22 protein-coding genes and 1 pseudogene are annotated in these 26,857 nt (G+C 61.0%); 11 read left to right on the top strand and 12 right to left on the bottom strand.

Annotation, left to right across the window (positions count from 1 at the left end; translation table 11 throughout):
• Position 1: 1 nt before the first annotated feature.
• From tssJ to tssA, 11 genes and pseudogenes are all read right to left on the bottom strand, one after another.
• Positions 2-487 (bottom strand): type VI secretion system lipoprotein TssJ, encoded by a 486-nt coding sequence (gene tssJ / locus C4J91_RS12660; protein WP_124362638.1) that lies wholly within the window; start codon positions 485-487, stop codon positions 2-4.
• Positions 488-492: 5 nt separating this feature from the next.
• Positions 493-1,281: a type VI secretion system-associated FHA domain protein TagH gene (tagH, locus tag C4J91_RS12655; RefSeq protein WP_124362637.1), complete on the bottom strand. Its 789-nt coding sequence runs from the start codon at positions 1,279-1,281 to the stop codon at positions 493-495.
• Between the two features lie 18 nt (positions 1,282-1,299).
• Positions 1,300-1,431, bottom strand: coding sequence for a type VI secretion protein (locus C4J91_RS12650; protein WP_124362636.1), 132 nt, complete (start codon positions 1,429-1,431; stop codon positions 1,300-1,302).
• 82 nt (positions 1,432-1,513) lie between these two features.
• A complete protein-coding gene (locus C4J91_RS12645) occupies positions 1,514-3,040 on the bottom strand; it encodes a sigma-54-dependent Fis family transcriptional regulator (RefSeq protein ID WP_124362635.1) in 1,527 nt (508 codons plus the stop codon).
• Positions 3,037-5,472 carry an AAA family ATPase gene (locus C4J91_RS12640; RefSeq protein WP_124362634.1) on the bottom strand — a complete coding sequence of 812 codons (2,436 nt, stop codon included), beginning with the start codon at positions 5,470-5,472 and terminating at the stop codon, positions 3,037-3,039. The genes C4J91_RS12645 and C4J91_RS12640 overlap by 4 nt, the downstream gene beginning before the upstream one ends.
• A gap of 12 nt (positions 5,473-5,484) precedes the next feature.
• A pseudogene (gene tssG, locus C4J91_RS12635) lies at positions 5,485-6,491 on the bottom strand (type VI secretion system baseplate subunit TssG).
• Positions 6,455-8,242 (bottom strand): type VI secretion system baseplate subunit TssF, encoded by a 1,788-nt coding sequence (gene tssF / locus C4J91_RS12630; RefSeq protein WP_124362633.1) that lies wholly within the window; start codon positions 8,240-8,242, stop codon positions 6,455-6,457. Before tssF ends, tssG begins: the two are co-directional and overlap by 37 nt.
• Positions 8,232-8,633, bottom strand: a complete 402-nt coding sequence (tssE, locus tag C4J91_RS12625; protein WP_124362632.1) for a type VI secretion system baseplate subunit TssE — start codon at positions 8,631-8,633, stop codon at positions 8,232-8,234. The genes tssF and tssE overlap by 11 nt, the downstream gene beginning before the upstream one ends.
• A gap of 14 nt (positions 8,634-8,647) precedes the next feature.
• A complete protein-coding gene (tssC, locus tag C4J91_RS12620; RefSeq protein WP_124362631.1) occupies positions 8,648-10,129 on the bottom strand; it encodes a type VI secretion system contractile sheath large subunit in 1,482 nt (493 codons plus the stop codon).
• A gap of 15 nt (positions 10,130-10,144) precedes the next feature.
• Complete coding sequence (gene tssB, locus C4J91_RS12615) at positions 10,145-10,654, bottom strand: type VI secretion system contractile sheath small subunit (protein ID WP_124362630.1); 510 nt, start codon at positions 10,652-10,654, stop codon at positions 10,145-10,147.
• A gap of 24 nt (positions 10,655-10,678) precedes the next feature.
• Positions 10,679-12,232 carry a type VI secretion system protein TssA gene (tssA, locus tag C4J91_RS12610; protein WP_124362629.1) on the bottom strand — a complete coding sequence of 518 codons (1,554 nt, stop codon included), beginning with the start codon at positions 12,230-12,232 and terminating at the stop codon, positions 10,679-10,681.
• Positions 12,233-12,700: 468 nt separating this feature from the next.
• Here tssA and C4J91_RS12605 point away from each other — a divergent pair, with 468 nt between their 5' ends.
• On the top strand, positions 12,701-13,216 hold the full coding sequence (locus tag C4J91_RS12605) for an Hcp family type VI secretion system effector (protein ID WP_124362628.1): 516 nt from the start codon (positions 12,701-12,703) through the stop codon (positions 13,214-13,216).
• 49 nt (positions 13,217-13,265) lie between these two features.
• Here C4J91_RS12605 and C4J91_RS12600 read toward each other — a convergent pair whose 3' ends face one another.
• Positions 13,266-14,087 carry an aldo/keto reductase gene (locus C4J91_RS12600; RefSeq protein WP_124362627.1) on the bottom strand — a complete coding sequence of 274 codons (822 nt, stop codon included), beginning with the start codon at positions 14,085-14,087 and terminating at the stop codon, positions 13,266-13,268.
• A gap of 106 nt (positions 14,088-14,193) precedes the next feature.
• On the opposite strand from C4J91_RS12600, the gene C4J91_RS12595 reads away from it, so the two are divergent.
• The 10 genes from C4J91_RS12595 to C4J91_RS12550 all read left to right on the top strand — a co-directional run bounded on the left by C4J91_RS12595 (position 14,194) and on the right by C4J91_RS12550 (position 26,793).
• Positions 14,194-14,688 carry a DUF1543 domain-containing protein gene (locus C4J91_RS12595; protein WP_124362626.1) on the top strand — a complete coding sequence of 165 codons (495 nt, stop codon included), beginning with the start codon at positions 14,194-14,196 and terminating at the stop codon, positions 14,686-14,688.
• Positions 14,689-14,803: 115 nt separating this feature from the next.
• Positions 14,804-15,085: a peptidylprolyl isomerase gene (locus tag C4J91_RS12590; RefSeq protein WP_124362625.1), complete on the top strand. Its 282-nt coding sequence runs from the start codon at positions 14,804-14,806 to the stop codon at positions 15,083-15,085.
• Positions 15,086-15,214: 129 nt separating this feature from the next.
• Complete coding sequence (locus tag C4J91_RS12585) at positions 15,215-17,074, top strand: extracellular solute-binding protein (protein ID WP_124362624.1); 1,860 nt, start codon at positions 15,215-15,217, stop codon at positions 17,072-17,074.
• Positions 17,074-18,132 carry a microcin C ABC transporter permease YejB gene (locus C4J91_RS12580; protein ID WP_124362623.1) on the top strand — a complete coding sequence of 353 codons (1,059 nt, stop codon included), beginning with the start codon at positions 17,074-17,076 and terminating at the stop codon, positions 18,130-18,132. The genes C4J91_RS12585 and C4J91_RS12580 overlap by 1 nt, the downstream gene beginning before the upstream one ends.
• On the top strand, positions 18,132-19,154 hold the full coding sequence (locus C4J91_RS12575) for an ABC transporter permease (protein WP_164484536.1): 1,023 nt from the start codon (positions 18,132-18,134) through the stop codon (positions 19,152-19,154). Before C4J91_RS12580 ends, C4J91_RS12575 begins: the two co-directional genes overlap by 1 nt.
• 10 nt (positions 19,155-19,164) lie before the next feature.
• Positions 19,165-20,736, top strand: coding sequence for an ABC transporter ATP-binding protein (locus C4J91_RS12570; protein WP_124362621.1), 1,572 nt, complete (start codon positions 19,165-19,167; stop codon positions 20,734-20,736).
• Between the two features lie 73 nt (positions 20,737-20,809).
• Positions 20,810-22,219, top strand: a complete 1,410-nt coding sequence (locus tag C4J91_RS12565; protein ID WP_124362620.1) for a sigma-54-dependent Fis family transcriptional regulator — start codon at positions 20,810-20,812, stop codon at positions 22,217-22,219.
• Between the two features lie 278 nt (positions 22,220-22,497).
• Entirely contained in the window at positions 22,498-23,889 is a 1,392-nt protein-coding gene (locus C4J91_RS12560; RefSeq protein WP_124362619.1) for a GntP family permease, read from the top strand.
• Between the two features lie 7 nt (positions 23,890-23,896).
• Positions 23,897-24,670 (top strand): 3-hydroxybutyrate dehydrogenase, encoded by a 774-nt coding sequence (locus C4J91_RS12555; protein ID WP_124362618.1) that lies wholly within the window; start codon positions 23,897-23,899, stop codon positions 24,668-24,670.
• 170 nt (positions 24,671-24,840) lie between these two features.
• A complete protein-coding gene (locus C4J91_RS12550; RefSeq protein ID WP_124362617.1) occupies positions 24,841-26,793 on the top strand; it encodes an acetoacetate--CoA ligase in 1,953 nt (650 codons plus the stop codon).
• Positions 26,794-26,857 lie beyond the last annotated feature (64 nt).

Raw genomic sequence — 26,857 nt, 5'->3', positions numbered from 1 at the left:
ATCACTGCACCTCCTTGCCGGAGCGCGGGTCGGCAAGCCGGATTCCGTCGTGGTCCAGTACCAGCTCGGCACGGTTCAATTGCTGCGCGGTGAGCGGAACGAGCAGCCGCCATTGAACGTGCGGCAAGTCTCGGTACGCCGCCAGCACGCCCACAAAATGACTTTTTGGCCCGACACTCAGCTTGAGCGCCAGTCGGTCCCCTGGGCGCAGCTCTATTTCCTCGCTGCTCACCCAGTCCTTTGGCAATACCTGCTCGGCGTGGTCATACAGGCTGAAGAAGTCGGCATTCTCGAAAGCTACGCCATGGCGCAGTTCAATCAGTTGCAGCACGACCGGCGAGGGTCGGCCATGAAGGTCCGGGTTGACCTGCTCACTGGCGGTCAGTACCAGGTCCAGTTTGGTCAATGTCGAAAAAGGCGATACGGCGCTGCAGCCAGCCAACAGGCCGAGCGTGAGCAACAGGGGCGTGAGGGTGATTCGATACATGGACATCATCCTGGATAATCGCTGTGCAGGGTTGAGATCAGGCGAACCTGTTCTTCAAAGGCCCGGCTGTGTTGCAGCCGTTCAACCTCCAGCCGACAAAGGCGCGCCACCTTGATCGCCAGCGCCTTTCGGGCAACGTGGTCAAGGCGGCCCAGGTCAAGCCCCAGCGCCGCAGCAAACTCCGTCCAGAAGACGTCATCCAGCGGCGGTGCCGTCGCGACAGAGTCCGCTACGGGAAGCTCCTTGACGGGCTCCACCCGGCACGGCATTGCCACATGCTCACGGTCGGCGGCGTGCCGGTCCGCCCACTCTCCGGGCTCGCCAACGCCCGCATTCAAAGCTGCCAGTTCATCCGAGGTGCTATGTCGCTGATGCTCAAGGTCCAGTGCCTGCAACGGGTCCAGGGCCAGGAAAGCATCGTCGGGAATCGGCACTCCCGTGGTGATGGGCTGCTCACGCAAAAGTGGAATCGGCTCCATCAACCGCGCGCGTATCGACAGCGCACCCAGTTCGAACACGTCGCCATCTTCGATCAATCGCGCCTGCCCTTTGTGCAACCGTTCGCAACTGCCTGCCATGCCGATACCGTTGCTGCTGATATCCGTCAGAAAGTAACGACCTTCGCGGTAACCCACCAAACCGTGGTGACTGGAGAGCAGCCGGCTGGGATCATGGATGACCCAGTCACAGCCAGAGCCACGCCCAATCACACCGCCCACGCCGTCAAACACTTTGCGCACCGTGGACACAGGGTCTGCGCCTGCGGCCTCACTTACCTCAAACACAAGCCGCATGGTCAAGCTCCCTCTTTCTTATCGGCCACGGGTCACCGCCTGGGGCTCACCCAAAGGACGGTATTGGGCATCATCGAATACGTAATTGGCGTTACAACCGCCAAGCAGACACAACACAAGCACGACGACGTGCCACGGACGATCAGGCATCAGGTTTCTCCTCGGTGAAAAGGCCCGCCGACTTCATATCGATGACGGCGGCAATGATCTCGGCAATCCTCGGATGCACCGTTCAACGCTCCCCGCTGGCTTCGCCGCAAGGAATGTTCAAGCGTGCAAGCCGGTAAAGCAGCGTGCGCCGTGCGACGCCGAGCTCACGCGCCGTACGGGTCCGGTTGCCACGATTCTTGTGCAGGCAATCGAGCAGGAACACGCGCTCTACCCGCTCCAGACGCTGGCGCAGCGTGACATCATCAACGGCGGTCGCGGCCGACGCCTGGGGAAGCGACAGGTGCGCCGGCAGGATCACGTTGTCGTCACACAGCAGAACGGCTCGCTCCACCAGGCACTTGAGTTCACGCACGTTGCCAGGAAAGGCATGACTCGACAGTTGATCAAGGGCGATATTCGACCATTCCACAGGTGTCCTTCCCAGGCTTGCGCACGCCTTGTCGGCGAAATGCCGTGCCAGCTGCAGCACATCCCCGTCTCGCTCACGCAAGGCCGGTAACTGGATGGGGAACTGGGCAAGCCGGTAATAAAGATCCTCGCGAAAACTGCCTTCGGCGACCATGGCTGCGAGGTCACGGTGGGTCGCCGCGATGATGCGCACATCAACCTTGTGCGCAGCACTGGCGCCCAATGGGCGAACCTCACCTTCCTGCAATACACGCAACAACTTGGCTTGCAGGGTCAGTGGCATATCGCCGATTTCATCCAGCAGCAACGTGCCGCCATGGGCGGCGTCGAACAGCCCTGCATAGTTGCGCTCGGCACCGGTAAATGCGCCTTTGCGGTAGCCGAACAGCTCGCTCTCCAACAAGCCTTCCGGGAACGCAGCGCAGTTCTGCACCACGAAAGCCTTGGCTGCACGCGGCCCTGCCAAGTGGATGGCCCGAGCCACCACCTCTTTGCCGGTGCCGGTTTCTCCCCGTAGCAGGACGGTATAAGGGGTATGCAGCACCTTGCTGATTAATTGGCACGTTTGCGCCATCGCTGTGCTATGGCCAATCAGGCCATACGTGCCTGTCAGCGACACTGGGCGCCCTTGCGGCGCAACAGCCGGCACCCACCGCAGGCTGCGCAGCAGGGCCAGTTGGTGCAAGGCGAAGCTGGCGAACTGGCCCAGCGAGGACGCGTAGCCTTGCAACGCTGCCGGGCGTTGGGTCACGCACAGCAGCACGCCTGTGAGCGTATTGAGGCGGTTGAACAGCGGCACACTCAACAAGGCGCGCCAAGGTGATGCGAGCACCGGCAAGAAACCCAGGTCGTAAGGGCTGTTTTGCACATCATCCACACTGACCGCGGCGCCTTGATCCAGTGTGTCGCGCAGTAAAGGCACCTGTCGCGGATCGATACTTGAAGTCGCCACCGCCACCGAGGGCGTCGCGCTCAGGTGTTGGGCGGCCAGCTCAAGCCGGCCGGTCGCTTCGTCAAGCCGGTACAACTGGGTGAGCTCACAGTGACTCAGTTGCGCCACCGCTGAAACGCACGCGCCGGGCAATGAAGCGCCGTCACTGTCCAGGCCTATACGTGTGAAGCAGCCGATCAAGGCGTTGGCGTGGGCAAGCGGGTCAGGCAATTGATCAAGGTCGGTCATTGGCTGAACTCGCAGAGCGGCAGGCCGTTGCCATCCAATCGCGCATGCACCGAGGAAACCGGGGTCTCCATGGCCATGGCGCCGAGCAGACCGTCCACCATCTGCGGCAACAAATGGCGCTCGATCCAATGGTCGATGTACCGCGCACCGCTGTCACCGTCCGCGCAACGCTCGGTCATGTGCGCGACCAATTCTGGCGTGTAGGTGAATGCCAGTTTGCGCGAGTGCAGCCGTTGGCCAAGGCCCGCAAGCTTGAGCTCTGCCACGTCGTGCAGCACCTGCTCGTCAATCGGGTAATACGGTATGACGCGCATACGGGCGAGCAATGCGGGCTTGAAGTGGGCATGCAGCACCGGGTAAATGGCGTCTTGCAGCACCTGGGGTTCAGGTCGTTGACCGCCTGCGCAAAGCGCGTTGATAGCGTCGCTGGCGAGGTTGGATGTCATCAGCAGCACGGTGTTGCGAAAGTCGATTTCCCGCCCTTCGCCATCATTCGCGCGCCCTTTGTCAAAGACCTGGTAAAACAGGTTCAATACCTCAGGGTCGGCCTTCTCCACCTCGTCGAGCAGCACGACTGAATAGGGACGCTGGCGTACGGCTTCGGTCAAAACCCCGCCCTCGCCATAACCGACATAACCCGGTGGCGCACCGATCAATCGGGAAAGCGCGTGCTTCTCTTGGTACTCCGACATATTGATGGTGGTGACAAACCGTTCACCGCCGTACAGAAGATCCGCCAGGGCCAGGGCTGTTTCTGTCTTGCCTACACCGCTTGGCCCCACCAGCAGAAACACCCCGACAGGGGCATCGACCTTGTTGAGCCCGGCGGCAACGGCGCGCAAGGCACGATCAAGGGCCTGCACCGCGTGGTCCTGCCCAAGCACGCGCGAGCGCAAGGCCGCGGCAAACCCAAGCACTTTTGTGTTCGGTTCAAGGGCCAGCTGCTCGACGGGAATACCGGTCCACGCGCTGATGACATGCGCTACGCCGTGCGGGCAGACCTCAGGTTTCACCAACGGCCCATCGCGCTCAAGCCACTGTTGCTCCAGTACCTGGCGCTGGTGCTCAAGGGTTTCCAGGCGCAACTTCAGCGCCTGAAGGGCCTGCGCATCCACAGGCAATCCGCTATCAAAGTCTCGACTCAGCGCCCGCGCCTGCCGCTGGCCCTCGATCAGTTCGGCGCGTAACGCCTGCAGGGCCTCAGGCGGCATTGCCTGACGCGTGCGGACGCTGGCACAGGCGGTGTCCAGCACGTCCACCGCCTTGTCAGGCAACTGTCGGCCCACCAGATAGCGTGCGCTCATGTGGGCCGCTGCTACCACCGCATCATCACGGACATACACGCCATGGCTCGCTTCATAGACAGGCACCAGTCCCCGCAGAATCGACACTGCCTGCTCGACACTCGGCTCCTCGACCAGTACCGGCTGGAACCGCCGCGCCAATGCCGGGTCCTTTTCGATGTACTGCTTGTATTCCGACCAGGTGGTAGCGGCGATCGTACGCAGCGCGCCGCGCGCCAGGGCCGGCTTGAGCAGGTTGGCCGCGTCCAGGCCTCCCGGCTGGGCGCCAGCGCCCACCAAGGTATGGGCTTCGTCGATAAACAGGATGACCGGCTCAGGCGATGCGTTCACTTCATCAATCACACCTTTGAGACGTCGCTCGAACTCGCCTTTGAGGCCAGCACCCGCTTGCAGCAAGCCCATATCGAGGGTCAGCACGCGAACGCTTTTAAGGGCCTCGGGCACCTGCAAAGCCGCGATCTGCAACGCAAGCCCTTCGACGATCGCCGTTTTCCCCACCCCGGCCTCCCCCACGAGAATCGGGTTGTTCTTGCGCCGCCGCACCAGGATGTCGATCAATTGCCGTATTTCGCGCTCGCGGCACAGCACTGGGTCTATCCGGCCCTCACGGGCATGCTGGGTGAGGTCCTGGGTAAAGCGCTGCAACAGCGACTCCGTGACAATCGGCTGACTTTCGCAGGGCTGGCCCTGCAGAAAATCACGCACCCTGCCGGTATTTAGACGGCTGAGCACCGCGTGATACCAGCTGCCCGCATGCTCCAGCGGGTGCTGTAAAAGTGCCAGCAACAGGGCACCGTGATCGACGCAACGTTGGCCCAACTCTACGTGTGCAACCATCACGGCTTGTTGTAACCACAGCACCAAGGCCTGGGCGAACACCGGGTTGCGTGTAGCGCTCTGCTCACTCCTGGGCTGCAAGGCTGCTTGCAGTTCGCCCAGGGAAACGTCGGCATCTGCCAGTGCCTTGGCCATCAACCCGGCGGGATGCTCGAGCAAGGCCAGAAGCAGATCCTCCACCAACACTTCATGACCACCACGCGCCATGCAGCGCTCAGCCGCGCGCGTCAGGTCCCGGCGGGTCTGGGCCGTCAATGCAAGGATCAGTTGTTGCAGGTCCACATTAATCATGCTCATCAATCCTTAATGAAAATGGCCGGCGAGCGTGATCGCACCGTCCGCTCGCTCATGTTCCAGCCAACTGGTCCAACCCAGGCGGCACACATTGTTTTCGCCGATATGCAACGCCCTGATTTCGCCGGGTGCCAGTACCAGGCGCAGGTCAAATTGCAACGCGTCTCGCGCGGTTAAACGTACCAGCGAGCACGCGGGGGCATAGGCCGTTCCCGTGGGCAGAAAGTCGTGAAAACGCTGCCAACCCAGGGCCTTGATGTGCACTCTGAACTTGCCGCTGCGATCAGCGATGCGACGCCCCAATACCAGGTCGTGGCCAAGCGTGCAGTTGGCGTGGCCCAAGTCATTGCGCTGCGAATGCGCGACGTCCACCGTGCGTTCGACCCATTGCTCGATGAACACCTGGGCATGCTTGAAGTAATACCGCAGGACGGTCTCCATCAACGCAGCCGAGTGCGCGCGCAGGCTCAGAAGCCCGAGGTAAGGCAGCAAGCGCTTGCAATCAAGAAGCGAGGCGCCCCGTATCGCGTGACTGCCGAGGCCAATCAGCGCAAACATTTGCTGGGAAAACCCATCACTGGCGCCCTTTTGAAAGCAGGCCCGGTAACGGTATTTGCGCCAGATCGGTAACATCAGACGGTGCAGTCGGTGGTGGAACATATCGAGGAAGTCCGCGTGGGGTTACCACCTGCGCGCTCCGCAAACGCCTGCTCGGCATAAAACGCGGGCAATGGTGAGCCCGCGCCAAACAACCCCAGCACGTTGATGCGCAGACGCGCCCGCAAGTGCCCGTGGTCCAGGAAAAACTCCACACGGTCGATATCGTGTCCTGCAAACCCCAGGCCTGGATTGGCCTGGAATTCCAGCTGGTCATACAGCGCATCCTCATCCAGCAGGGGATGAGCTTCACGTAAACGTGCGACCACCTGCACCACCGCCTGGAATAGCGTGTATTCGCGGATGGCATGGCAAAGCTGAGTCAAAGCAGGGGTTGCTGCCCCATCCGGAACGGCCATAGATACACGTCTCCTTGTGTGCTGATCACTCGCAACTCGTGATACGAATTGAGGCTGGCGTAAAGCGCAAAGAACTGATTGAGGACCGAAGCGAACACAAACAGATCGCCCTGGCCTGCAAACCCCAGGGGATCCACCGTCAGGTCCACCCGCAATCCGCGAATCGGCAGGCCCCGGTGCAACCGGTCAACCGCTTCGTGCTGGATAGAGCGCAGCGCGCCCAACTTTTTCTGGCTGATTTTCAGCGCCTGTCGATCGTGATAGCGCGGCAGGTCGTAGGTCGCGAGAATCACTTTCAATGCGTTGATATCGGTCAGCGACACATAGTTGAGCGACATGTTGCTGATGAGCTTCCAGAGATAATCCTGGTCCAGTGGCGGCGCAAAACTCGCGGTTGGCGCAGTGATGTTACGGAACGTCAATGACTCAGGGGTGTGCTCGCCGGGCTGGTTGATCTCACCTGCCCTTAGCTGTCGCGGCAGACCGGCATTGGTACAGGTCAGCTCGATCGACAGTGTTTCCGGGCCCTGCTCGCAGCGATCGCCAAAGCCTATCCAGGTAGCCAGCCCGTCATGCTGGACCGACGGCCGTTGACGGATGCTGAAGCTGGGCAGCGCCCGCGAAGTTTCGCCATCATGGTCATGCTCGAACGACTCAAAGGGCACGTAGGTTTGATAGCCCAAGCCGCCAGGACGCCATCCGGTAACACGGTCAACCGAAAACACCCCGGCGTTTTCCGGAGAATATTCCCCCGGCAACAGCAGGTATTCATCCTGTTTTCCATCCAGCCGAATGGGTATCGCGTCGTGACTGAACAGGTTGACGATAGGCGTGCAGTACAGCTTGACGTTGTCCAGGGTGGGGCGCTGGAGCGCATGCCCCTGGGTGCACAGCTCGAAGCGCAACACCATGCCATGTGCCTGCTTGAGCACCTCTTGGGGCAATCGATGCAGCGCACCCAACCCTTGAACATCGACAAACAAGTATTTCTCGGGAAACGTGAAATATTCCTGCAAGTGGCGATAACCACGGAAGGTGTTTTGCGGGTAAGGAATTAATGCGTGTTCCTCTGCAAAACCCACCGGCTGAACCTGGCTGGCGCTGAGCCATAGCGTCGCAGGTTGACCATCGATCCCGTTGACCGGCAAATCGTTTTGATCCAATAGCTGCAGATGGATGCCATCCAGATGTCGCAACAAGCTGAGGTACAGGCCTTGGCTCACATAGTGGTCTCCGGCCAGGTGCAGTCGTAACGATTCGAATGTCAGCGCACTGAAATTCCCCTCTGCACTCAGGGTCAGGCGCAGGTCCAACCAGGTTGCTTCGCCCTGGCAGGCGTAATCCAGGCTACGAAGTTGCAGCGGCATCACATCGGTGGCATAGCAGGTTCTGAAACGGCAACGCTCGCCCTGGATGGGCACGCTTTCCACTGCGGTGTCCCGTGCCACGCGAACGCTGGGGCCGGCGCAGTTCAACGGGTCAAATTGCAGGATGCTGAAAGCAGGCATTGGGCGCATGTAATTGGGCCATAACAGCTGCATCAGGGAATGCGTCAACTCAGGCAGCTCGTCATCGAGCTTCTGGCGCAGGCGTGCGGTCAGGAATGCAAAACCCTCCAGCAAACGCTCCACATCCGGGTCTTGACCGGTCTCGGCGAGAAACGGTGCCAGGGCCGGGTTGCGCTCGGAAAAGCGCCGCCCGAGTTGTCGCAGGGCACTGAGTTCGCTTTGAAAATAGCGGTTAAAGGCCATCTGCGCAGACCTCTACCTGCCCGGCATCCGCCAGGCGCGCATGGAACACGACAGATTGTGTGCCACCGTCGATGAGCAGCCCGGCCTCGATGGCAAATGCCAGTGCCAACGTTTCATGGACGCGCGGGAGCACTCTGACGCGAACATTCACCAGCCGTGGTTCGTAAGCCTGGATGAAGCGCTCGATCAGCAGGCGTGACTGGGTCAGGGATTCATGCAGGCTGAGCCGCATATCATTGAGATCAGGCAAGCCGTAATCCAGCAGCGTCTGGACGCTGCCGGCGCGGGTGCTGAGCATTTTCGTCAAATGCGCGGCGACGGACGTCATGCGGCACACGCTGGCGCACGCATCGGGCTCGAGGCGCTCGAAAAGGCTGTTTTGGTGGCGCATCCCCTGGCCTCGGCTCATTCTTTGTCGAGCTTGCCGACGAGGGACAAGGTGAAGTCCGCTCCCATGTACTTGAAATGCGGCCGTACGCTCAAACTGACGCGGTACCAGCCCGGCTCACCCTCGACATCGCTGACGACGATGCGCGCTGCGCGCAGCGGACGGCGCCCGCGCACCTCGGCACTGGGGTTTTCCTGATCCGCCACGTATTGGCGAATCCACTTGTTGAGTTCCAACTCCAGGTCGGTCCGTTCCTTCCACGAGCCCAGTTGTTCGCGCTGCAGGACCTTGAGGTAGTGGGCAAGGCGATTGATCACCATCATGTAAGGCAACTGGGTACCGAGCCGGTAGTTCAGCTCCGCTGCCTTGCCCTCTTCGCTGATGCCGAACGTCTTGGGTTTCTGCACGGAACTGGCGGAAAAGAAGGCAGCGTTGTCACTGCCCTTGCGCATGGTCAGGGCGATGAACCCTTCTTGCGCCAGCTCGTATTCGCGCCGGTCTGAAACCAGTACCTCGGTAGGGATCTTGGTTTCAATCTCACCCATGCTCTGGAAATGATGCAGCGGCAAGTCCTCGACCGCCCCGCCACTCTGGGGGCCGATGATGTTCGGGCACCAGCGAAAGCGCGCGAAACTGTCGGTCAGGCGAGTGGCGAAGGCGTAGGCCGTATTGCCCCACAGGTAGTGCTCGTGGCTGTTGACCACATTTTCCTGGTAGGCAAAGGTTTTGACCGGGCACTCAAGGGGGTCGTACGGCGTGCGCAATAAAAAACGCGGTACGGTAAGGCCGATGTAGCGGGCATCTTCGCTCTGGCGAAAGCTCTGCCACTTGGCAAACTGCGGGCCTTCGAAATGATCCTTGAGATCCTTGAGGTCAGGTAGGCCGGTAAAGCTTTCCAGACCAAAGAAGCCTGGCCCGGCGGCCGCGATGAACGGCGCGTGAGCCATACCGGCGACACTGGAAACGTACTGCATGAGTTTCACATCAGGCGCGCTGGGGGACAGGAAGTAGTTAGCGATGATCGCCCCAACCGGCTGGCCGCCAAACTGGCCGTATTCAGCACTGTAGATATGCTTGTAAAGCCCCGACTGGGTCACTTCCGGGGAATCCTCGAAGTCGTCCAGCAGGTCCTGCCGAGAGACATTCAGCAGCTCTATCTTGATGTTCTCGCGAAAATTGGTGCGCTCTACCAGCAGTTGCAGCCCTCGCCAGGCTGCCTCAAGTGCCTGGAAGTCCGGGTGGTGCAGGATCTCGTCCACTTGCTGGCTGAGCTTGGCATCAATCTCGGCAATCATCCGGTCGACCAGACGCTTCTTGACCGGTTCTTCGCGGTTGTGAGGCTTGACCAATTCTTCGATAAACGCCGACACACCCCGCTTGGCGATGCTGTATGCCTCGTCATCGGCGCTCAGCAACGTCTGGGCAATGATGTTGTCGAGAATGCTGCACTCGTCGGCGGATTTGGGCAGAGGCAGCGAGTTGTACTGGGTAGTCGTCATGGTATCAGTGTCCTTTTACTGAATAGGTTTGGCATCAGGGCTGCTCAGCCCCAGTTCGGCCAGCACCCAAGCACGGGAGTCGTCATCGGCCAGGGCCTGCTCAATGGCTTTACGAAAGCTCGGGGTGTTGCCCAGCGGGCCCTTGAGTGCCACCAATGCCTCACGCAGCACCATCAGCTTTTGCAACTGCGGTATTTGCTCGACCAGGCTGGCGGGGTTGAAGTCCTTCATCGAGTTGATTCGCACCTGGATCGCCAGTTCTTCAACCTCAGCGTCATCCTGAAGCCGATTGGGCACGCTCAATGTCAAATTCAGGGCCTGTTTGGCCAACACCTCGTCGAGGCTGTTCTTGTCGATCCCGATAGGCTTGCGATCCTCAAGCTTGCGCGGGTCGTCGCGCTGGGAAAAATCCCCCAGCACCAACAGTTTCAACGGCAGCTCGACGTCCTCCTGTGCACCACCAAGCGCGGGTTTGAAGGTGATATTGATACGTTCCTTGGGTGCTACCGAACCGTCTTTGGCCATGGTGCTTCTCCTTTTTGATGATTTTTATTCGAGTACTGCTTCCAGATCGAACTGGCACAACCGGCGATGCGTGGCGTCTTTGCTTTCGCGCACGGCGTGGTTTTGCGGCAACAGGTCATAGCAGCGGTACAGGAGCCGGCCGACGTGCAGGGCCAGTTCCGGCTCCCAGCGGTCCAGGCCCGCGCGTTGTAGTTCGAGGTCCAGCTGTTCCAGCTGGATTCTGCCCAGGTCAGGCTTGCCCGCGCGCATGCACAACCTGGCCAGTGCCAGCCGCCAATTAAAGCGCGCGCGCTCACTGCCAGCGCTGTGCAAACCCTGCTTGAGCACGCCGACGGCAGCCTTGAGCCCGTCCTTGCGCAAGCTGGGCATGACCGTCTGCAAGGCGGCTTCCCAGGGTTCGCTGCCGCCATCGGCAACGGCATTGAAAGGCTCGGCTTTGTGCAGGTGGCGAACAACATGAAGCGTGATCCACTCACAGGTCGCCGCGCCCGCAAACGGCGTGCCGTCGTCGAAGCGCAATTCGGGCAGGTTCGGCAAACGTTGCAATAACAGCGCGAAGCTCGTTTCCAGCTCGGTCATGGCCAAGTTCGCGTGCAAGGCTTCAAGGCATTCCCAGAGCATGCGTAGCCCATCGAACCAGAACAATGCGCCCGCCAGGCTGACCTCGAGCTCAAGCAACAGCTCGGCGTGATGGCCTTGGCAGAGACGATCCTGGTAACGTTTAAGCTTGTCGGGAGCCAGCGGGCGCAACGCCGTCACCCCCTCACTGTTGGCATCGGGATAATTGACCAGGCTCAGCCACGCCAAGGTGCGTCCCAAACGCAAGGCCCGCAGGTCGGTGGCATTCTGGCGCAACCACCAGGCACACAATGTACGGGCCTGTTCCTGTAAGGCGCGCAGCACTTTGTGGGCATCTTTTTCATTGTTGATCAGCAGCTCAGGCTTGAGCGACTGCGTGAGCGCCTGCCTGACCTGGGTGATCACGCCCGCAGCGCCCGCTGACTGCGCGCCGTCTTGCGTGGCACGCGCCAGACGTTCCGCCAGTTGTCGCCGGATCGGCAACAACAACGGGGCGTCGCTGCCAAGGCGTTCGTTCAATAGCTCATCAAGGCGCACGAGGTGTGCCTGCAGCGCCTGGAACAAGGGCAATCGGTCGACAAGCGACAGGTTCTGCGAGAAGAGCGGGGCCAGGCGCGTCACCAGCCAACCCAATGCGGCAACGCGGGTGCGCAGCTTGGTGGGATAGACCGCCGCCCAGTGATGCTCACAGAGATAAACCAGCAAACCGAGGCCGGCCAGCAACCCCGGGAATGAATCACGCTGATGCAGTCCCCAGGTGAGCCACACAGCGAGGCGCAGGTCCTTGGACTGCTCACGCAACAGGCGCTCGCTGAATTCGCAGACCTGCCGCCAGTCCGGCAGGCCCGCGCCATGTATGGACTGCGCCTTGGCAACCTCGGCTTCCACGGTTTCAAACTCACTTGAAAAGCGCACGTCATTGCCGGCGAAATCCCCTGGCGAACAAGGTTTCCGTGCAAGTTCCTGGTAATAAGCGCACAACTTTTCTGAATGAACCATTTTTGGGCTGCACACAACTATGAAGGCTGAATAGGCAAACTTGATGCTGGGAAATGCGTAGCAGAGCTGCGCTTAACCCTCGTTCAACACACAACGAAGTGAACGAACCTTAGCCATCAAAAAAACAGTCAGCAAGCCACAGCCTCACACTTAAGGAATTTCCTACGAGCCCTCTAAAATCAAGGCCTGCGCAGTAATTTGCGCACTTAATCAAGTTAAATAGCCCGCGATCACCGCCAACTGCGCCTGATTACTCACTTCTCACCATGAGCAACTAACTGCGCACTTATGTGCAACTTAAAATACTAAAAACCCGCAAAATCAGCCCCCTATGAAACGCTCTAACTTTCTACACCTTGATTTCATTGACCCACGCACTTTCAGGCACGCTTTTTGTTAAAGGCATTTCACCCGGCCGACAACTTCATCGCTCGGGAGCACCTACTCAATCAGACAAGGAAACCCGTCATGCCAACACCCGCGTACCTCTCAGTCACCGGTGTCAAACAAGGTTTGATCACCGCAGGTACATTTACCCAGGACTCGGTAGGCAACATTTATCAGGAAGGCCACGAGGATCAGATTCTGGTGCAGGCATTTGCCCATCAGGTGATCATTCCCCGCGACCCGCAATCGGGCCAGCCTACCGGCCAGCGCGTGCATAAACCGCTGATGATCAGCAAGGTCTTCGACAAATCCTCGCCCCTGCTATTCAGCGCACTGACCTCGGGGGAAGAAGTGTCATGCCGGTTGGAATGGTTTCGCACCTCTTCGGCAGGCACCCAGGAGCACTACTTCACCATTGAACTGGAAGGCGCGACGATCGTGGACATCCAGTCGCGCATGCCCAACTGCCAGGACCCGGACAACGCCCACTTCACCCATCTGGAGGACGTGTATTTCACCTATCGCAAGATCGTCTGGACCCATGAAGTAGCCGGCACTTCAGGCTCGGACGACTGGCGCAGTCCAGTAGCCGGCTAACCGCGGCGGTGGCGGGAACGGCCCAGGGAAGGTGCCGTTCCTGCTCGCGCTACACCATCGCCAGCGGGTGCTTGCGCTTGGGGGCGCCAAAAACGCGGTCGATCGCGTCCAGGTCATGTTCGTCCAACACCAGCTCCGCAGCAGCGGCATTTTGCCGTATGTGCTCGGGCGTTACTGCCTTGGGGATGGCGATCACACCTTCTTGACGCAAAACCCAGGCTAGAGAGACTTGCGCGGGGGTGGCCTCATGACGATGGGCAATCTGCTTGAGCGTCGGGCTCGCCAACAGATCGCCGCCCTGGGCAATCGGGCAGTAAGCGATCAAGGGCAGATGGTGCTGTTGCCACCATGGCAGCAGGTCGAATTCAATACCACGTTCTTCAATGTTGTAGAGCACCTGGTTGGTCGCACACGCGGGGGACGCCAGTTCCTGCAGGTCTGCCACATCAAAGTTGGAAATACCCCAACGGCCGATTTTGCCAGCTTCGCGCAGACGCTCGAACGCTTCGACAGTTTCTGCAAGGGGGTACTGGCCGCGCCAATGCAGCAGGTACAGATCGATGTAGTCGGTACCCAGGCGCTGAAGGCTGGCTTCGCAGGCGCGGGGCACGCCGTGGCTGCTGGCATTGTGCGGATAGACCTTGCTCACCAAGAATACCCGGTCGCGGCGGCCCTTGATGGCCTCGCCGACCACCTCCTCCGCACCGCCTTCGCCGTACATTTCAGCGGTATCGATCAGGGTCAGGCCTTCGTCGATACCCAGCTGCAAGGCGGCCACTTCGGCACGGCGCTGGTTTGGGTCTTCGCCCATGCGCCAGGTTCCCTGGCCGATGACAGGGACGGGAACACCGGCCAGATCGATAGTACGCATGACAACCTCCTGATGAGTTCGCGGATTAACAGTGTGGCATTGACCGGACAAAAGGGTTCAATCGCAGTATGGTTGGCCTCTGATCAATCGCCAGGAATCACCCGCAATGCTGTTTGTCGTGATGCTCGGGGGCAAGCACCCCAGGGCCCGGATCGAAGTACACGATGTCGCGTTTGCCGTGGCGGATACGCTACAGGCCACCTACCCGCAGTTGCGCGACGCCTGGTTTGGCAGCCCCAAGGGCGTGCACATTGATTCGTGGATGGCGGTCGATGGCGTCGACGGCTGGAAGGTCGAATTCAGTCAATTGGCGCCGCATGGCGATGCGCCTCGCTTGTATTTCCTCAACCTCGGCGGCTATGAGGCCAACCGCTTCGGCGAGGCGCATCACTACCTGTTGCTGGTGGCGCGCGACAAGCGCGAAGCGATGAGCAAGGGCAAGCAGCACCTGTTGCGCCACTGGTCCCAGGCCCACATCGACGCGGTAATGGATATCGACGACTGCCTGCCCATCGACCTGGTGGACGGCCGTTATGTGCATCTTGTACAAGGCCCGCATGCCGCCATCATCCAACAAAACGACTACATCGTTTTGGCCTGAACCCCGCGGGCCAGGCCGCTTCCGGCCCGCTCAGGCAAGTAGACGGAACTTTGCCAGGAAATAACCGCCTGAATCCGGTAGGCTCACCGTTTTTTTACTCAAGGAGTTATTTCCCATGGCCAAAGCCACCGCCCGCCACATCCTCGTTTCCACTGAAGACAAGTGCAACGAACTCAAGTCCCAGATCGAAGGCGGCGCTGATTTCGCAGAAGTCGCCAAAGCCAACTCCAGCTGCCCGTCCAGCCGTCAAGGCGGCGACCTGGGTTCGTTCGGTCCCGGCCAGATGGTCAAGGAATTCGACAGCGTGGTGTTCAGCGCCCCAGTCAATACCGTACAAGGCCCGGTGAAAACCCAGTTCGGTTATCACCTGCTGGAAGTCACCAGCCGCCAGGACTGATTCAGTCTGTGCTGATGTTGTAGACAACGGCCCGCCATTTGGCGGGCCGTTGTGCATGTGATGACTGACGACGCTTAAGCCGTTAACGTACAGCTCTCTATTTTTGTTCATCCGCGCTCAAGGCTGATAATGCGATTGGCTTTTCCCAGACTGTTCAGCATCACCCTGGTCGTGTTCCTGACCAGCAACGCCGTGATCGCGGCGCCACAAGCGTCCCTCACGGTGTATGGCGAGCCGGCCAAGTACCCCGACGGCTTCAGCCATTTCGACTATGCCAACCCCAATGCCCCCAAAGGCGGCAGCCTGCGCCGCTCCGCCCTGGAAATCGGGCGCTTTGACCATGTATTGCCGTATGTCGATAAAGGCATCGGTGTCTCCCAGGTCGATGGCTGGGTTTATGCGCCTCTGGCCCAGCGCTCCCTGGACGAGCCCTACACGGTCTACGGCCTGGTCGCTCAGAAGATGGAACGCGCCGACGACGGCCTGTCGCTGCGGTTCTACCTCAATCCCAAGGCGCGATTTGCCGACGGCAAACCGATCACCGCCGAAGACGTGCGCTACAGCTTCGACTTGTTGATGACCCAAGGCAGCATGCGTTTTCGCACGCTGTTCGCCGACGTCAAGCATGTCGAAGTCGAAAACGAGCGCCAGGTGCGTTTCGACTTTTCCAGCAATGAAAACCGCACCCTGCCCCTGGATCTCGCCACCCTGCCGGTGTTCCCCAAACATTGGTGGAAGAGCCGCGACTTCGCCAACGGCGGCGGCTATGAAGCCCCACTCGGCAGTGGCCCGTACAAGGTCAGCAAGATCGACTCCGGCAACACCATCACTTTTACTCGCGACCCCGATTGGTGGGGCAAGGATTTGCCGGTCAGCCGTGGCCTGTACAACTTCGATCACTTGAGCCTTGAGTATTTCGGTGACACCGAAGTGGCGCGCCAGGTGCTGCGCGGCGGTGCCTACGACTTCAATCGGGAGTTTTCCGCCACTGGCTACTCCATCGGTTATAACGGCCCGGCCCTTGACGATGGCCGCCTGCAACGCGCGCATTTGGCCAAGGAGATGCCGCAACCGGCCCAGGGCTATGTCTTCAATGTGCAAAACCCGATGTTCAAGGACCGCCGCGTGCGCCAGGCCCTGGCCATGCTGTGGGATTTCGAATGGGCCAACCGGCAGATGATGCGCAACCTGTATATCCGCCAGCAAAGCTATTTCTCCAACAGCCCGCTCGCCGCCACCCAGTTACCGACCCAGGAAGAACTGGCGATCCTGGAACCCTTGCGCGGGCAGATTCCCGATGAGGTGTTCACCCAGGTATTCAAGGCGCCCGTTACCGATGGCAGCGGCATGATCCGTGACAAACAGTTGCAGGCCCTGGCCCTGCTGGAAGAGGCGGGCTGGAAGCCTGAAGGCGACAAACTGGTCAACGCCGAGGGCGAGCCGTTAGAGTTCACCTTCCTCAACGCCCAGGCGGGCCTGGAACGTCTGCTGCTGCCGTACAAACGCAACCTGGCGCAGATCGGCATCACCTTGAATATCCGCCGCATCGACTCCTCCCAGTACGTCAACCGCTTGATGGCGCGGGACTACGACATGATCGTCACCGGTTTTCCGGTCACCACCTCGCCGGGCATGGAGCTGTACAATTTCTTCGGTTCCGCCGCCGCGTTCGATCCGGGCGCCAACAATTACATGGCGCTCCAGGACCCGGCCGTCGACCGCCTGATCAAGGGCCTGGTCAAGGCCGACACCCAGGCACAGATGCTCACCTATGCGCACGCCCTGGACCGGGTGCTGCAGTGGAACTACCTGTGGATTCCCAACTACTACCCGCCCGGCACGTCCGCCGCGTGGTGGAACCGCTTCGGCCGCCCGGCCATCGAGGCGAAAAACGATGAAGCCCTGGAAACCTGGTGGGAAGTCAGCCCGACGCCGCTGACCAACGAGCAGATGCAAGCCGAGCTGAAAAAACGCGGGGATGCGCGCTGATGTTTGCCTATATCGTGCGGCGCCTGCTGCTGATCATCCCGACCCTGGTGATCATCCTGCTGGTGAATTTCGTGATCGTGCAGGCCGCGCCCGGAGGGCCGGTGGAACAAGCCATCGCCCACTTGCAAGGCATCGGCGGCGGTGGTGTGGGCGGCGGCGCAGGCGAAGGTATCAGCGGCTCGCGGGCCAGCCGTGGCCTGGACCCGAAGCTGATCAAGGACATCGAAAAGCAATACGGCTTCGACAAGCCTGCACCGGAACGCCTGTGGCTGATGCTCAAGAGCTACGCCCAACTGGACTTCGGCAACAGCTTCTTTCGCGGCTCGACGGTGATCGACCTGATCCTGGAAAAGATGCCGGTCACCATTTCCCTCGGCCTGTGGGCCACCTTGATCACTTACCTGGTGTCGATTCCCTTGGGCATCCGCAAGGCGGTGCGCCATGGCAGCAGCTTCGATGTGTGGAGCAGCACCGCCATAGTCATCGGCTATGCGATGCCGGCGTTCCTGTTTGCGATGTTTCTGATCGTGGTGTTTGCCGGCGGCACGTCGCTGAACTGGTTCCCGGTGCGCGGGTTGGTGTCGGAAAATTTCGAAACACTGAGCACCGTGGGCAAGATCGCCGACTATTTCTGGCACCTGGTATTGCCGGTCACGGCACTGGTGATCGGCGGGTTCGCCACCTTGACCATCCTCACCAAAAACTCGTTCCTCAACGAAATTACCCGGCAGTACGTGGTCACCGCGCGCGCCAAGGGCTTGAGCGAACGCCGCGTGCTGTACGGCCATGTGTTTCGCAACGCGATGCTGCTGGTGATTTCCGGGATTCCCCAAGCGTTCATCAGCGTATTCTTCGCCGGTTCCCTGCTGATCGAAGTGATCTTCTCCCTCGACGGCCTGGGCCGCATGAGCTATGAAGCGGCCGTCTCACGGGACTACCCGGTGGTGTTTGGTTCGTTGTTTATCTTCACCCTGTTCGGCCTCTTGATAAAACTCATCGGCGACCTCTGTTACACCCTGGTGGACCCGCGTATCGACTTCGCTGCGAGGAACGCCTGATGCTCAATCTGTCGCCCGTGGCTCGTCGGCGTTTCGAGCGCTTCAAGAAAAACCGTCGCGGCTGGTGGTCGCTGTGGCTATTTATCGGCTTGTTTATCCTGACCCTCGGTGGCGAGTTGATCGCCAACGATAAGCCGCTGGTGCTCAGTTTCAAGCACGAGCTGTATTTCCCGGTATTCAAGCGCTACACCGAACAGCAGTTCGGCGGGCAACTGCCGTTCCAGGCCGACTACCGCAGTGACTACGTGCAGAAGCTGATAAAGCAGGACGGCGGCTGGATGTGGTTCCCGCCGATCCCGTTCAGCGACGACACGCCCAATTACGAGCTGGCCCGCCCTGCCCCCAGCCCGCCGTCGACGGTGAACTGGCTGGGCACCGATGATCAATCGCGGGATGTGCTGGCGCGGGTGATCTTCGGCGCACGGGTGTCGATCCTGTTTGCCCTGGCGCTGACCGCGATCAGCGCCGCCATCGGCATTGCCGCCGGGGCGTTGCAGGGTTACTACGGCGGCTGGGTAGACTTGCTGGGGCAACGCATCCTGGAGGTGTGGTCGGGCCTGCCGGTGCTGTACCTGCTGATTATCCTGTCAGGCTTTGTCGAGCCGAATTTCTGGTGGTTGCTGGGCATCATGGCGCTGTTTTCCTGGCTGGCGCTGGTGGATGTGGTGCGCGCCGAGTTCCTGCGCGGGCGCAACCTGGAGTATGTCAAGGCCGCGCGCGCCCTGGGCCTGGGCGACGGCAAGATCATTGGCCGGCATATCCTGCCCAATGCCATGACCGCCACCTTGAGCTATTTACCGTTCATCCTGACCGGGGCGATTTCGACCTTGAGCGCCCTGGATTTCCTCGGCTTCGGCATGCCGGCCGGCAGTGCGTCGCTGGGCGAGTTGATCGCCCAGGGCAAGCAGAACCTGCAAGCCCCATGGCTGGGCCTGACGGCGTTTTTCACCCTGGCGCTGATCCTGTCGCTGCTGGTGTTTATCGGCGAGGCGTTGCGTGATGCCTTCGACCCTCGCTCATGAGTGACTGCATATGAACCTGATCGAAATCCGTGACCTCAGCGTGGCGTTCAGCGGCCACACCGTGGTGCGCAATGTGAACCTGGACGTGCGCCCCGGCGAGTGCCTGGCGCTGGTGGGTGAGTCGGGCTCGGGCAAGTCGGTGACCGCTCATTCGATCCTGCAACTGCTGCCCGAAGCCGGCACGCTCAGCACAGGCTCGGTGAAGTATCGCGGCCAGGAGCTGATGGGCGCGTCGCCTAAGGCCCTGCAAAAGCTGCGCGGCAACCGTATTGCCATGATCTTCCAGGAGCCGATGACCTCGCTGAACCCGCTGCATACGATCGAAAAGCAGATCGGCGAGACCCTGCTGCTGCACAAGGGCCTGGGCGGCAAGGCGGCGCAGGCGCGTATCCTCGAGCTGCTCGACCTGGTCGGCATCCAGAAACCCCAGGAGCGGCTCAAGGCCTACCCCCATCAACTCTCCGGAGGCCAGCGCCAGCGGGTGATGATCGCCATGGCCCTGGCCTGCGAGCCGGAGCTGCTGATTGCCGACGAACCCACCACCGCACTGGACGTGACCGTGCAGCGCAAGATCCTGCTGCTGCTCAAGTCGTTGCAGCAACGCCTGGGCATGTCACTGCTGCTGATCAGCCATGACCTTAACCTGGTGCGCAGCATTGCCCAGCGGGTGTGCGTGATGCGCGCCGGCGAGATCGTCGAGCAGGCCGACTGCCAGGCCTTGTTTGCCGCGCCACAGCACCCCTACAGCCGCTTGCTGCTGGACGCCGAGCCCTCGGCTGAAGTGTTGTGCGGCGAGGAGCGCGAGACCGTATTGCAGGTGAACGACCTGAGCGTGCGGTTTGCTCTCGGCGGCGGGCTGCTGCGACCCAAGCGCTACCTGCGGGCGGTGGACGGTATCAGCCTCAGTGTGCAACGCGGCAAGACCCTGGGGATTGTCGGTGAGTCCGGCTCGGGCAAGTCGACCCTGGGCCAGGCGATCCTGCGCCTGCTCGATTCCACCGGCAGCATCCGCTTCCAGGGCGAGGCCCTCGACCCGCTCAACCACCGGCAGATGCGCCCATGGCGCAAGCAGATGCAGGTGGTGTTCCAGGACCCGTATGGCAGCCTCAGCCCGCGCATGTCGGTGCAACAGATCATCAGCGAGGGCCTGGAAGTCCACGCCCCGTGCAGCCTCGACGCGCGCGAAGCGCAGGTGATCCAGGTGCTCAAGGACGTCGGCCTGGACCCTGCCAGCCGGCACCGTTACCCCCATGAGTTTTCCGGTGGCCAGCGCCAGCGCATTGCTATCGCCCGGGCGCTGGTGCTAAAGCCGGCGTTGATGCTGCTGGATGAACCGACCTCGGCGCTGGACCGTACGGTGCAAAAACAAGTGGTGGCCTTGTTGCGCGAACTGCAGGAGAAATACGGCCTGACCTACCTGTTCATCAGCCATGACCTGGCGGTGGTGCGGGCGATGGCCCACGATATGATCGTGGTCAAGGACGGCAAAGTGGTAGAGCGCGGCCCCAGCCATGCCGTGTTCGAAGCGCCGCAGCATCCCTACACCAAGGAACTGTTGGCTGCCGCACACATCCCCTTGTAGAAGCGCGTTTATAGTGGCGAGCGGGCTCCCTCGCCACGCTTCACCTGCTGGACCATCAATCGGCGCTATGACTATGAACACCACCGAAAACCTCAAGGACTACCAACACGTTCGCGGCCTGGCCATTCAGTCGCTGTTCGAGATCATCGAGCAGTCCAGCGAAGGCACGGTGATCGTTGACCGTGATGCGAATATCGTCTGGATGAACGAGCGCTACGCCAAGCGTTTCGGCCTCAAGAGCGCCGAGCAGGCCATCGGCCAACCCTGCGAGCAGGTGATTTCCAACAGCCTGTTGCGCCAGGTGGTGCGCAACGACCGGCCGATTCTGCTGGATATCCAGGACACGCCCAAGGGCCCGCTGGTGGTGATGCGCCTGCCGATCCACGACGATGCGGGCGCGGTGATCGGTGCGATTGGCTTTGCGCTGTTCGATGAGCTGCGCAACCTGTCGCCGCTGATCGAGCGCTACCTGAGCATGCAGCAGGAACTGGCGTCCACGCGTTCGCTGTTGCGCTCGCGGCAAAGCAAATACAACTTCGCGCACTTTATCGGCACCAGCGCCGCCAGCCTTGAAGTCAAGCGCCGTGCGCGGCGCAGTGCCAGCGCCGAATCGCCGGTGCTACTGCTCGGCGAAACCGGCACCGGCAAGGAATTGCTCGCCCAGGCCATCCATGGTGCTTCGCCCCGAGCCCACAAGGCGTTCGTCAGCATCAACAGCGCGGCGATCCCCCACGACTTGCTCGAAGCTGAATTTTTCGGCACCGCCCCGGGCGCCTTCACCGGCGCCGACCGCAAGGGCCGTCCCGGCAAATTCCAGATCGCCCAGGGCGGCACGCTGTTCCTCGATGAAATCGGCGACATGCCGCTGCCGCTGCAAAGCAAGTTATTGCGGGTACTGCAGGAAAAGGAATTCGAACCGGTGGGCTCCAACGAAATGCTGCACAGCGATGTGCGGGTGATCGCAGCGACGTCCATGGACCTGGAAGCGGCGATCAAGCGTGGCGAGTTTCGTGCGGACTTGTACTACCGCCTGAACGTGTTGCCGATCCAGGTGCCGCCGCTACGTGAGCGGCTGGAGGATATTCCGGCGCTGAGCGAAGCGATCCTCGAGGAACTGCGCAGCCAGCATGAACTGGACCGCGAAGCCCTGGCGCTGTTGGCGCAGCATGCCTGGCCGGGAAATATCCGTGAGCTGCGCAACGTGCTCGAGCGGGCGGCGTTGTTGAGTGATGACCTGGTGTTGAATGCCGGGGAGATTCGGGCGGCGATTGGCACGTTCAGGCCGGTGGCGCGTGGTGCGGTAGCCACGGCCGAGGGTGAGACGTTTGCGTCGGCGCGGGAGCGGTTTGATAGGCAGGTGATTACGGCGGCACTTGAGCGCTGCGAAGGGAATGTGGTAGAGGCGGCGAGGCGATTGGGACTGGGACGCTCGACGCTGTACAAGAAGATGGTGGGGTTGGGGATTGCGCAGTCTCCAACATGAGACTCAAATCTCACTATAAAGACAATCCCTGTGGGAGGGGGCTTGCCCCCGATAGCGGTCAGCCAGCTCATATATTCACTGGCTGATCCACCGCCATCGGGGGCAAGCCCCCTCCCACATTTGATCGGTGGCGGTCTCTGAATTGAGACAAAGTCGAAAATCATCATAGACAACATAATTAATTTACTTATATTTCAATAAGTTAGAAACATGGCACACATCTCGCTATAGCCGTTCTCCAGCGTTTCACCCACAAAAATAACAATTGGAGACACACCATGAGTGTGATCATTGCTCTGGCAGCCCTGGCGTTGCTGATGCTGGCTGCCTACCGTGGCTATAGCGTTATCCTGTTTGCCCCGATCGCCGCCCTCGGCGCTGTTCTGCTGACTGACCCTTCCGCTGTCGCACCGGCCTTTACCGGGGTGTTCATGGAGAAAATGGTCGGTTTCATCAAGCTGTATTTCCCGGTGTTCCTGCTCGGTGCGGTGTTCGGCAAGCTGATCGAGTTGTCGGGGTTCTCGCGTTCCATCGTCGCCGCCGCCATTCGTTTGCTCGGCACGCGCCAGGCGATGCTGGTGATTGTGTTGGTCTGTGCCCTGCTCACTTACGGCGGCGTGTCGCTGTTCGTGGTGGTGTTTGCGGTGTACCCGTTTGCCGCGGAGATGTTCCGCCAGAGCAATATCCCCAAGCGCCTGATCCCGGCCACCATCGCCCTCGGTGCGTTCTCGTTCACCATGGACGCCCTGCCCGGCACGCCGCAGATCCAGAACATTATCCCCAGCACCTTCTTCAACACCACCGCCTGGGCGGCGCCGTGGTTGGGGCTGATTGGTACGATTTTCGTGTTCTGCGCCGGCATGCTCTACCTGTCGCGCCAGCGCAACAAGGCCCAGCGCGCGGGTGAAGGCTATGGCACCGAGTTGCGCAACGAGCCGGAAACCGCCGAGGACCTGGCCCTGCCCAACCCCTGGATCGCGCTGTCGCCGTTGCTTCTGGTGGGGGTGATGAACCTGCTGTTCACCCACTGGATCCCGCAGTGGTACGGCAAGACCCACAGCCTCAGCCTGCCGGGCATGAGCGCCCCGGTGACCACCGAAATCGCCAAGCTCACCGCGATCTGGGCGGTGCAGGCGGCGCTGCTGGTGGGGATTATCGTGGTATTGGTGTGCGGTTTTTCGGCGATCAAAAGCAAGCTGGCCGAGGGCAGTAAAAGTGCGGTCAGCGGCGCGCTGCTGGCAGCGATGAACACCGCTTCCGAATACGGGTTCGGTGCAGTGATCGCCTCGCTGCCAGGGTTCCTGGTATTGGCGGACTGGCTCAAGGGCATCCCCAACCCGCTGGTCAACGAAGCCATTACCGTGACCCTGCTGGCGGGGATCACCGGCTCCGCGTCCGGCGGCATGAGCATCGCCCTGGCCGCCATGTCCGAGAGCTTTATTTCAGCGGCCCATGCGGCCAATATCCCCCTTGAAGTACTGCACCGGGTCGCGGCCATGGCCAGCGGCGGCATGGACACCCTGCCCCACAACGGCGCGGTGATCACGCTGCTGGCGGTGACCGGGCTGACCCACCGCGAAGCCTACAAGGATATTTTCGGCATCACGATCATCAAGACCCTCGCGGTGTTCGTGGTGATCGGTACGTTCTACGCCACCGGCATAGTGTGAGGTTTTCATGACGACATTGAACGGCAAGACCGCCCTGGTCACCGGCTCCACCAGCGGCATCGGCCTGGGCATTGCCCTGAGCCTGGCCAAGGCCGGCGCCAACCTGATCCTCAACGGCTTCGGCGATGCCAGCGGCGTGATCGCCCAGGTGCAGGCGTTTGGCGGCAAGGTCGGGCATCACCCGGCAGACGTCAGCGACCCGGCGCAGATCGCCGAAATGCTGGCCTATGCCGAGCGTGAATTCGGCGGCGTCGACATACTGGTCAATAACGCCGGCATCCAGCATGTGGCGGCGGTGGAAGATTTTCCGGTGGAGCGCTGGGACTCGATCATCGCCATCAACCTGTCATCGGTGTTCCACAGCACGCGCTTGAGCCTGCCGGGCATGAAGGCCAAAGGCTGGGGGCGCATCGTCAATATCGCCTCGGTGCACGGCCAGGTGGGCTCGGTGGGCAAGGCGGCCTATGTGGCGGCCAAGCACGGGGTGATCGGCCTGACCAAGGTTGTGGGCCTGGAAACCGCGACCAGCAACGTGACGTGCAATGCAATTTGCCCGGGCTGGGTGCTGACGCCGCTGGTGCAGAAGCAGATCGACGATCGCGCGGCCAAGGGGGTGAGCCCGCAGCAGGCGCAGCATGATCTGCTGGCGGAGAAACAACCGTCGCTGGAGTTCGTCACGCCGCCGCAGCTGGGTGAGCTGGTGCTGTTTTTGTGCAGTGAGGCCGGTAGCCAGGTGCGTGGCGCGGCGTGGAATATTGATGGCGGTTGGTTGGCCCAGTAACCACGGTCTACCGAACAGAAGATATCCAAATGTGGGAGGGGGCTTGCTCCCGATAGCGGTGGGTCAGTCAATGAATGTGCAAACTGAAACACCGCCATCGGGAGCAAGCCCCCTCCCACATTGGACTTGCTTTGTCTGACACCCCTCATACAAGTACAAGAGACCCCGCAATGTCCGACATCCTCTGGCAACCCTCCCCGGAACGCATAGCCAACACGCGCATGGACCAGTTCCGCCGCTACATCAATGCGCACCACAACCTGCAACTGGGCGACTACCCCGCCCTGCACCAGTGGAGCATCGACCAGCGCCCGGACTTCTGGAGGGCGATCGTGGCGTTCTTCGAGGTGCAATTTCGCAGCCCGCCCAGCGCCACGTTGATCGAGAGCGCCGACATGCCCAGCGCCCAGTGGTTTCCCGGCGCTACCCTGAACTTCGCCGAGCACTTGCTGCGCCGTCGCGACGATCACCCGGCGGTGGTTGCCATCAGTGAAGACGGCCAGCGTGAACAATTGAGCTACGCGCAATTGGCCGAACATGTCGCCGGCCTGCAAAACAGCCTGCGCTCGGCCGGTGTCGGTGTGGGTGACCGTGTGGCGGCGTGCATGCCCAATACCTGGCAAACCCTGGTCGGCATGCTCGCCACCACCAGCCTCGGGGCAATCTGGTCGTGCTCTTCACCGGACTTCGGCACCCAAGGCGTGATCGACCGTTTTGGCCAGATCGAACCCAAGGTGCTGATCACTTGCGCCGGTTATCGTTACGCCGGCAAGACCCTCGACCAGAGCGCCAAGCTCAATGAAATCCTCGCACGGCTGCCGTCCCTGGAACACTTGATCATCGTCCCCTACGCCCGCCCTCAGGCGCAGGTCACGGATTACCGCACGCCCGCACGCGTCGCACTGTGGCGCGACTTCTACCAACCCGGCGGCACGCCCGAGTTCGTCGCGGTGCCGTTCGATCACCCGCTGTATATCCTCTATTCCAGCGGCACCACCGGCGTGCCCAAATGCATCATTCACGGCACCGGCGGCGTACTGCTCACCCATCTCAAGGAACATGGCCTGCATGCCGACCTGTCCCGTGAAGACTGCCTGTTCTACTACACCACCTGCGGCTGGATGATGTGGAACTGGCTGGTGTCGGTGCTGGCCCTGGGCGCCACGGCGGTGCTGTATGACGGTTCTCCGTTTCATCCGGGCCCGCAACGCTTGATCGACCTGATCGACGCCGAACGCATCAGCGTGTTCGGCACCAGCCCCAAGTTCCTCGCTACCGTGGAAAAGGCCGGGCTGCAACCGCGCCTCAGCCATGATTTGCGCAGCCTCAAAGGGTTGATCTCCACTGGGTCGCCGCTGTCGCCCCAGAGCTACGACTACGTGTACCGCGAGATCAAGGCCGAGCTGTGCCTGTCGTCGATGTCCGGCGGCACCGATATTGTCTCCTGCTTCGTGATCGGCAACCCGGTGTTGCCGGTGCGCCGTGGCGAAATGCAGTGCAAGAGCCTGGCGATGGCTATCGAAGTGTGGGACGACCAGGGCCGCCCACTGGTCGGCGAGAAAGGCGAATTGGTGTGTACCCGGCATTTTCCCGCCATGCCCATCGGGCTGTGGAACGACCCGCAGCAGCAAAAGTTGCGCGCCTCGTATTTCAGCCAGTTCCCCGGCGTGTGGGCCCAGGGCGACTACGCCGAGCAACGTCCCAACGGCAGCCTGCTGATTCATGGCCGCTCCGATGCGGTGCTCAACCCTGGCGGCGTGCGCATCGGCACTGCCGAGATCTATCGCCAGGTGGAAAAAGTCCCGCAGGTGCTGGAAAGCCTCGCCATCGGCCAGCGCTGGCAGGACGACGTGCGCGTGGTGCTGTTTGTGCGCCTGGCTGACGGTGTCCAGTTGGATGAGGCGCTGGAGCAGCAGATCCGCCAGGTGATCCGCGCCAACACCACACCGCGCCACGTGCCGGCGAAAATCCTCGCGGTCGCCGATATCCCGCGCACCATCAGCGGCAAGATCGTCGAATTGGCAGTCCGCAACGTAGTGCATGGGGAACCGGTGAAAAACACCGATGCGCTGGCCAACCCCGAGGCCCTCGAACACTTTCGCGACCGCCCTGAGCTGGCGTGACAGATGAAAGGTTTCAGCCCCGATACGGCGTTTTGCAGAAAAACCGGCAATGCGTGCTATTTTT

This window comes from Pseudomonas sp. R3-52-08, assembly GCF_003851745.1.
In the GTDB taxonomy this organism is placed as follows: Bacteria; Pseudomonadota; Gammaproteobacteria; order Pseudomonadales; family Pseudomonadaceae; genus Aquipseudomonas.
Note: the sequence above shows the minus strand (reverse complement) of the source record. Positions and strands in the feature narration are given on the sequence as shown.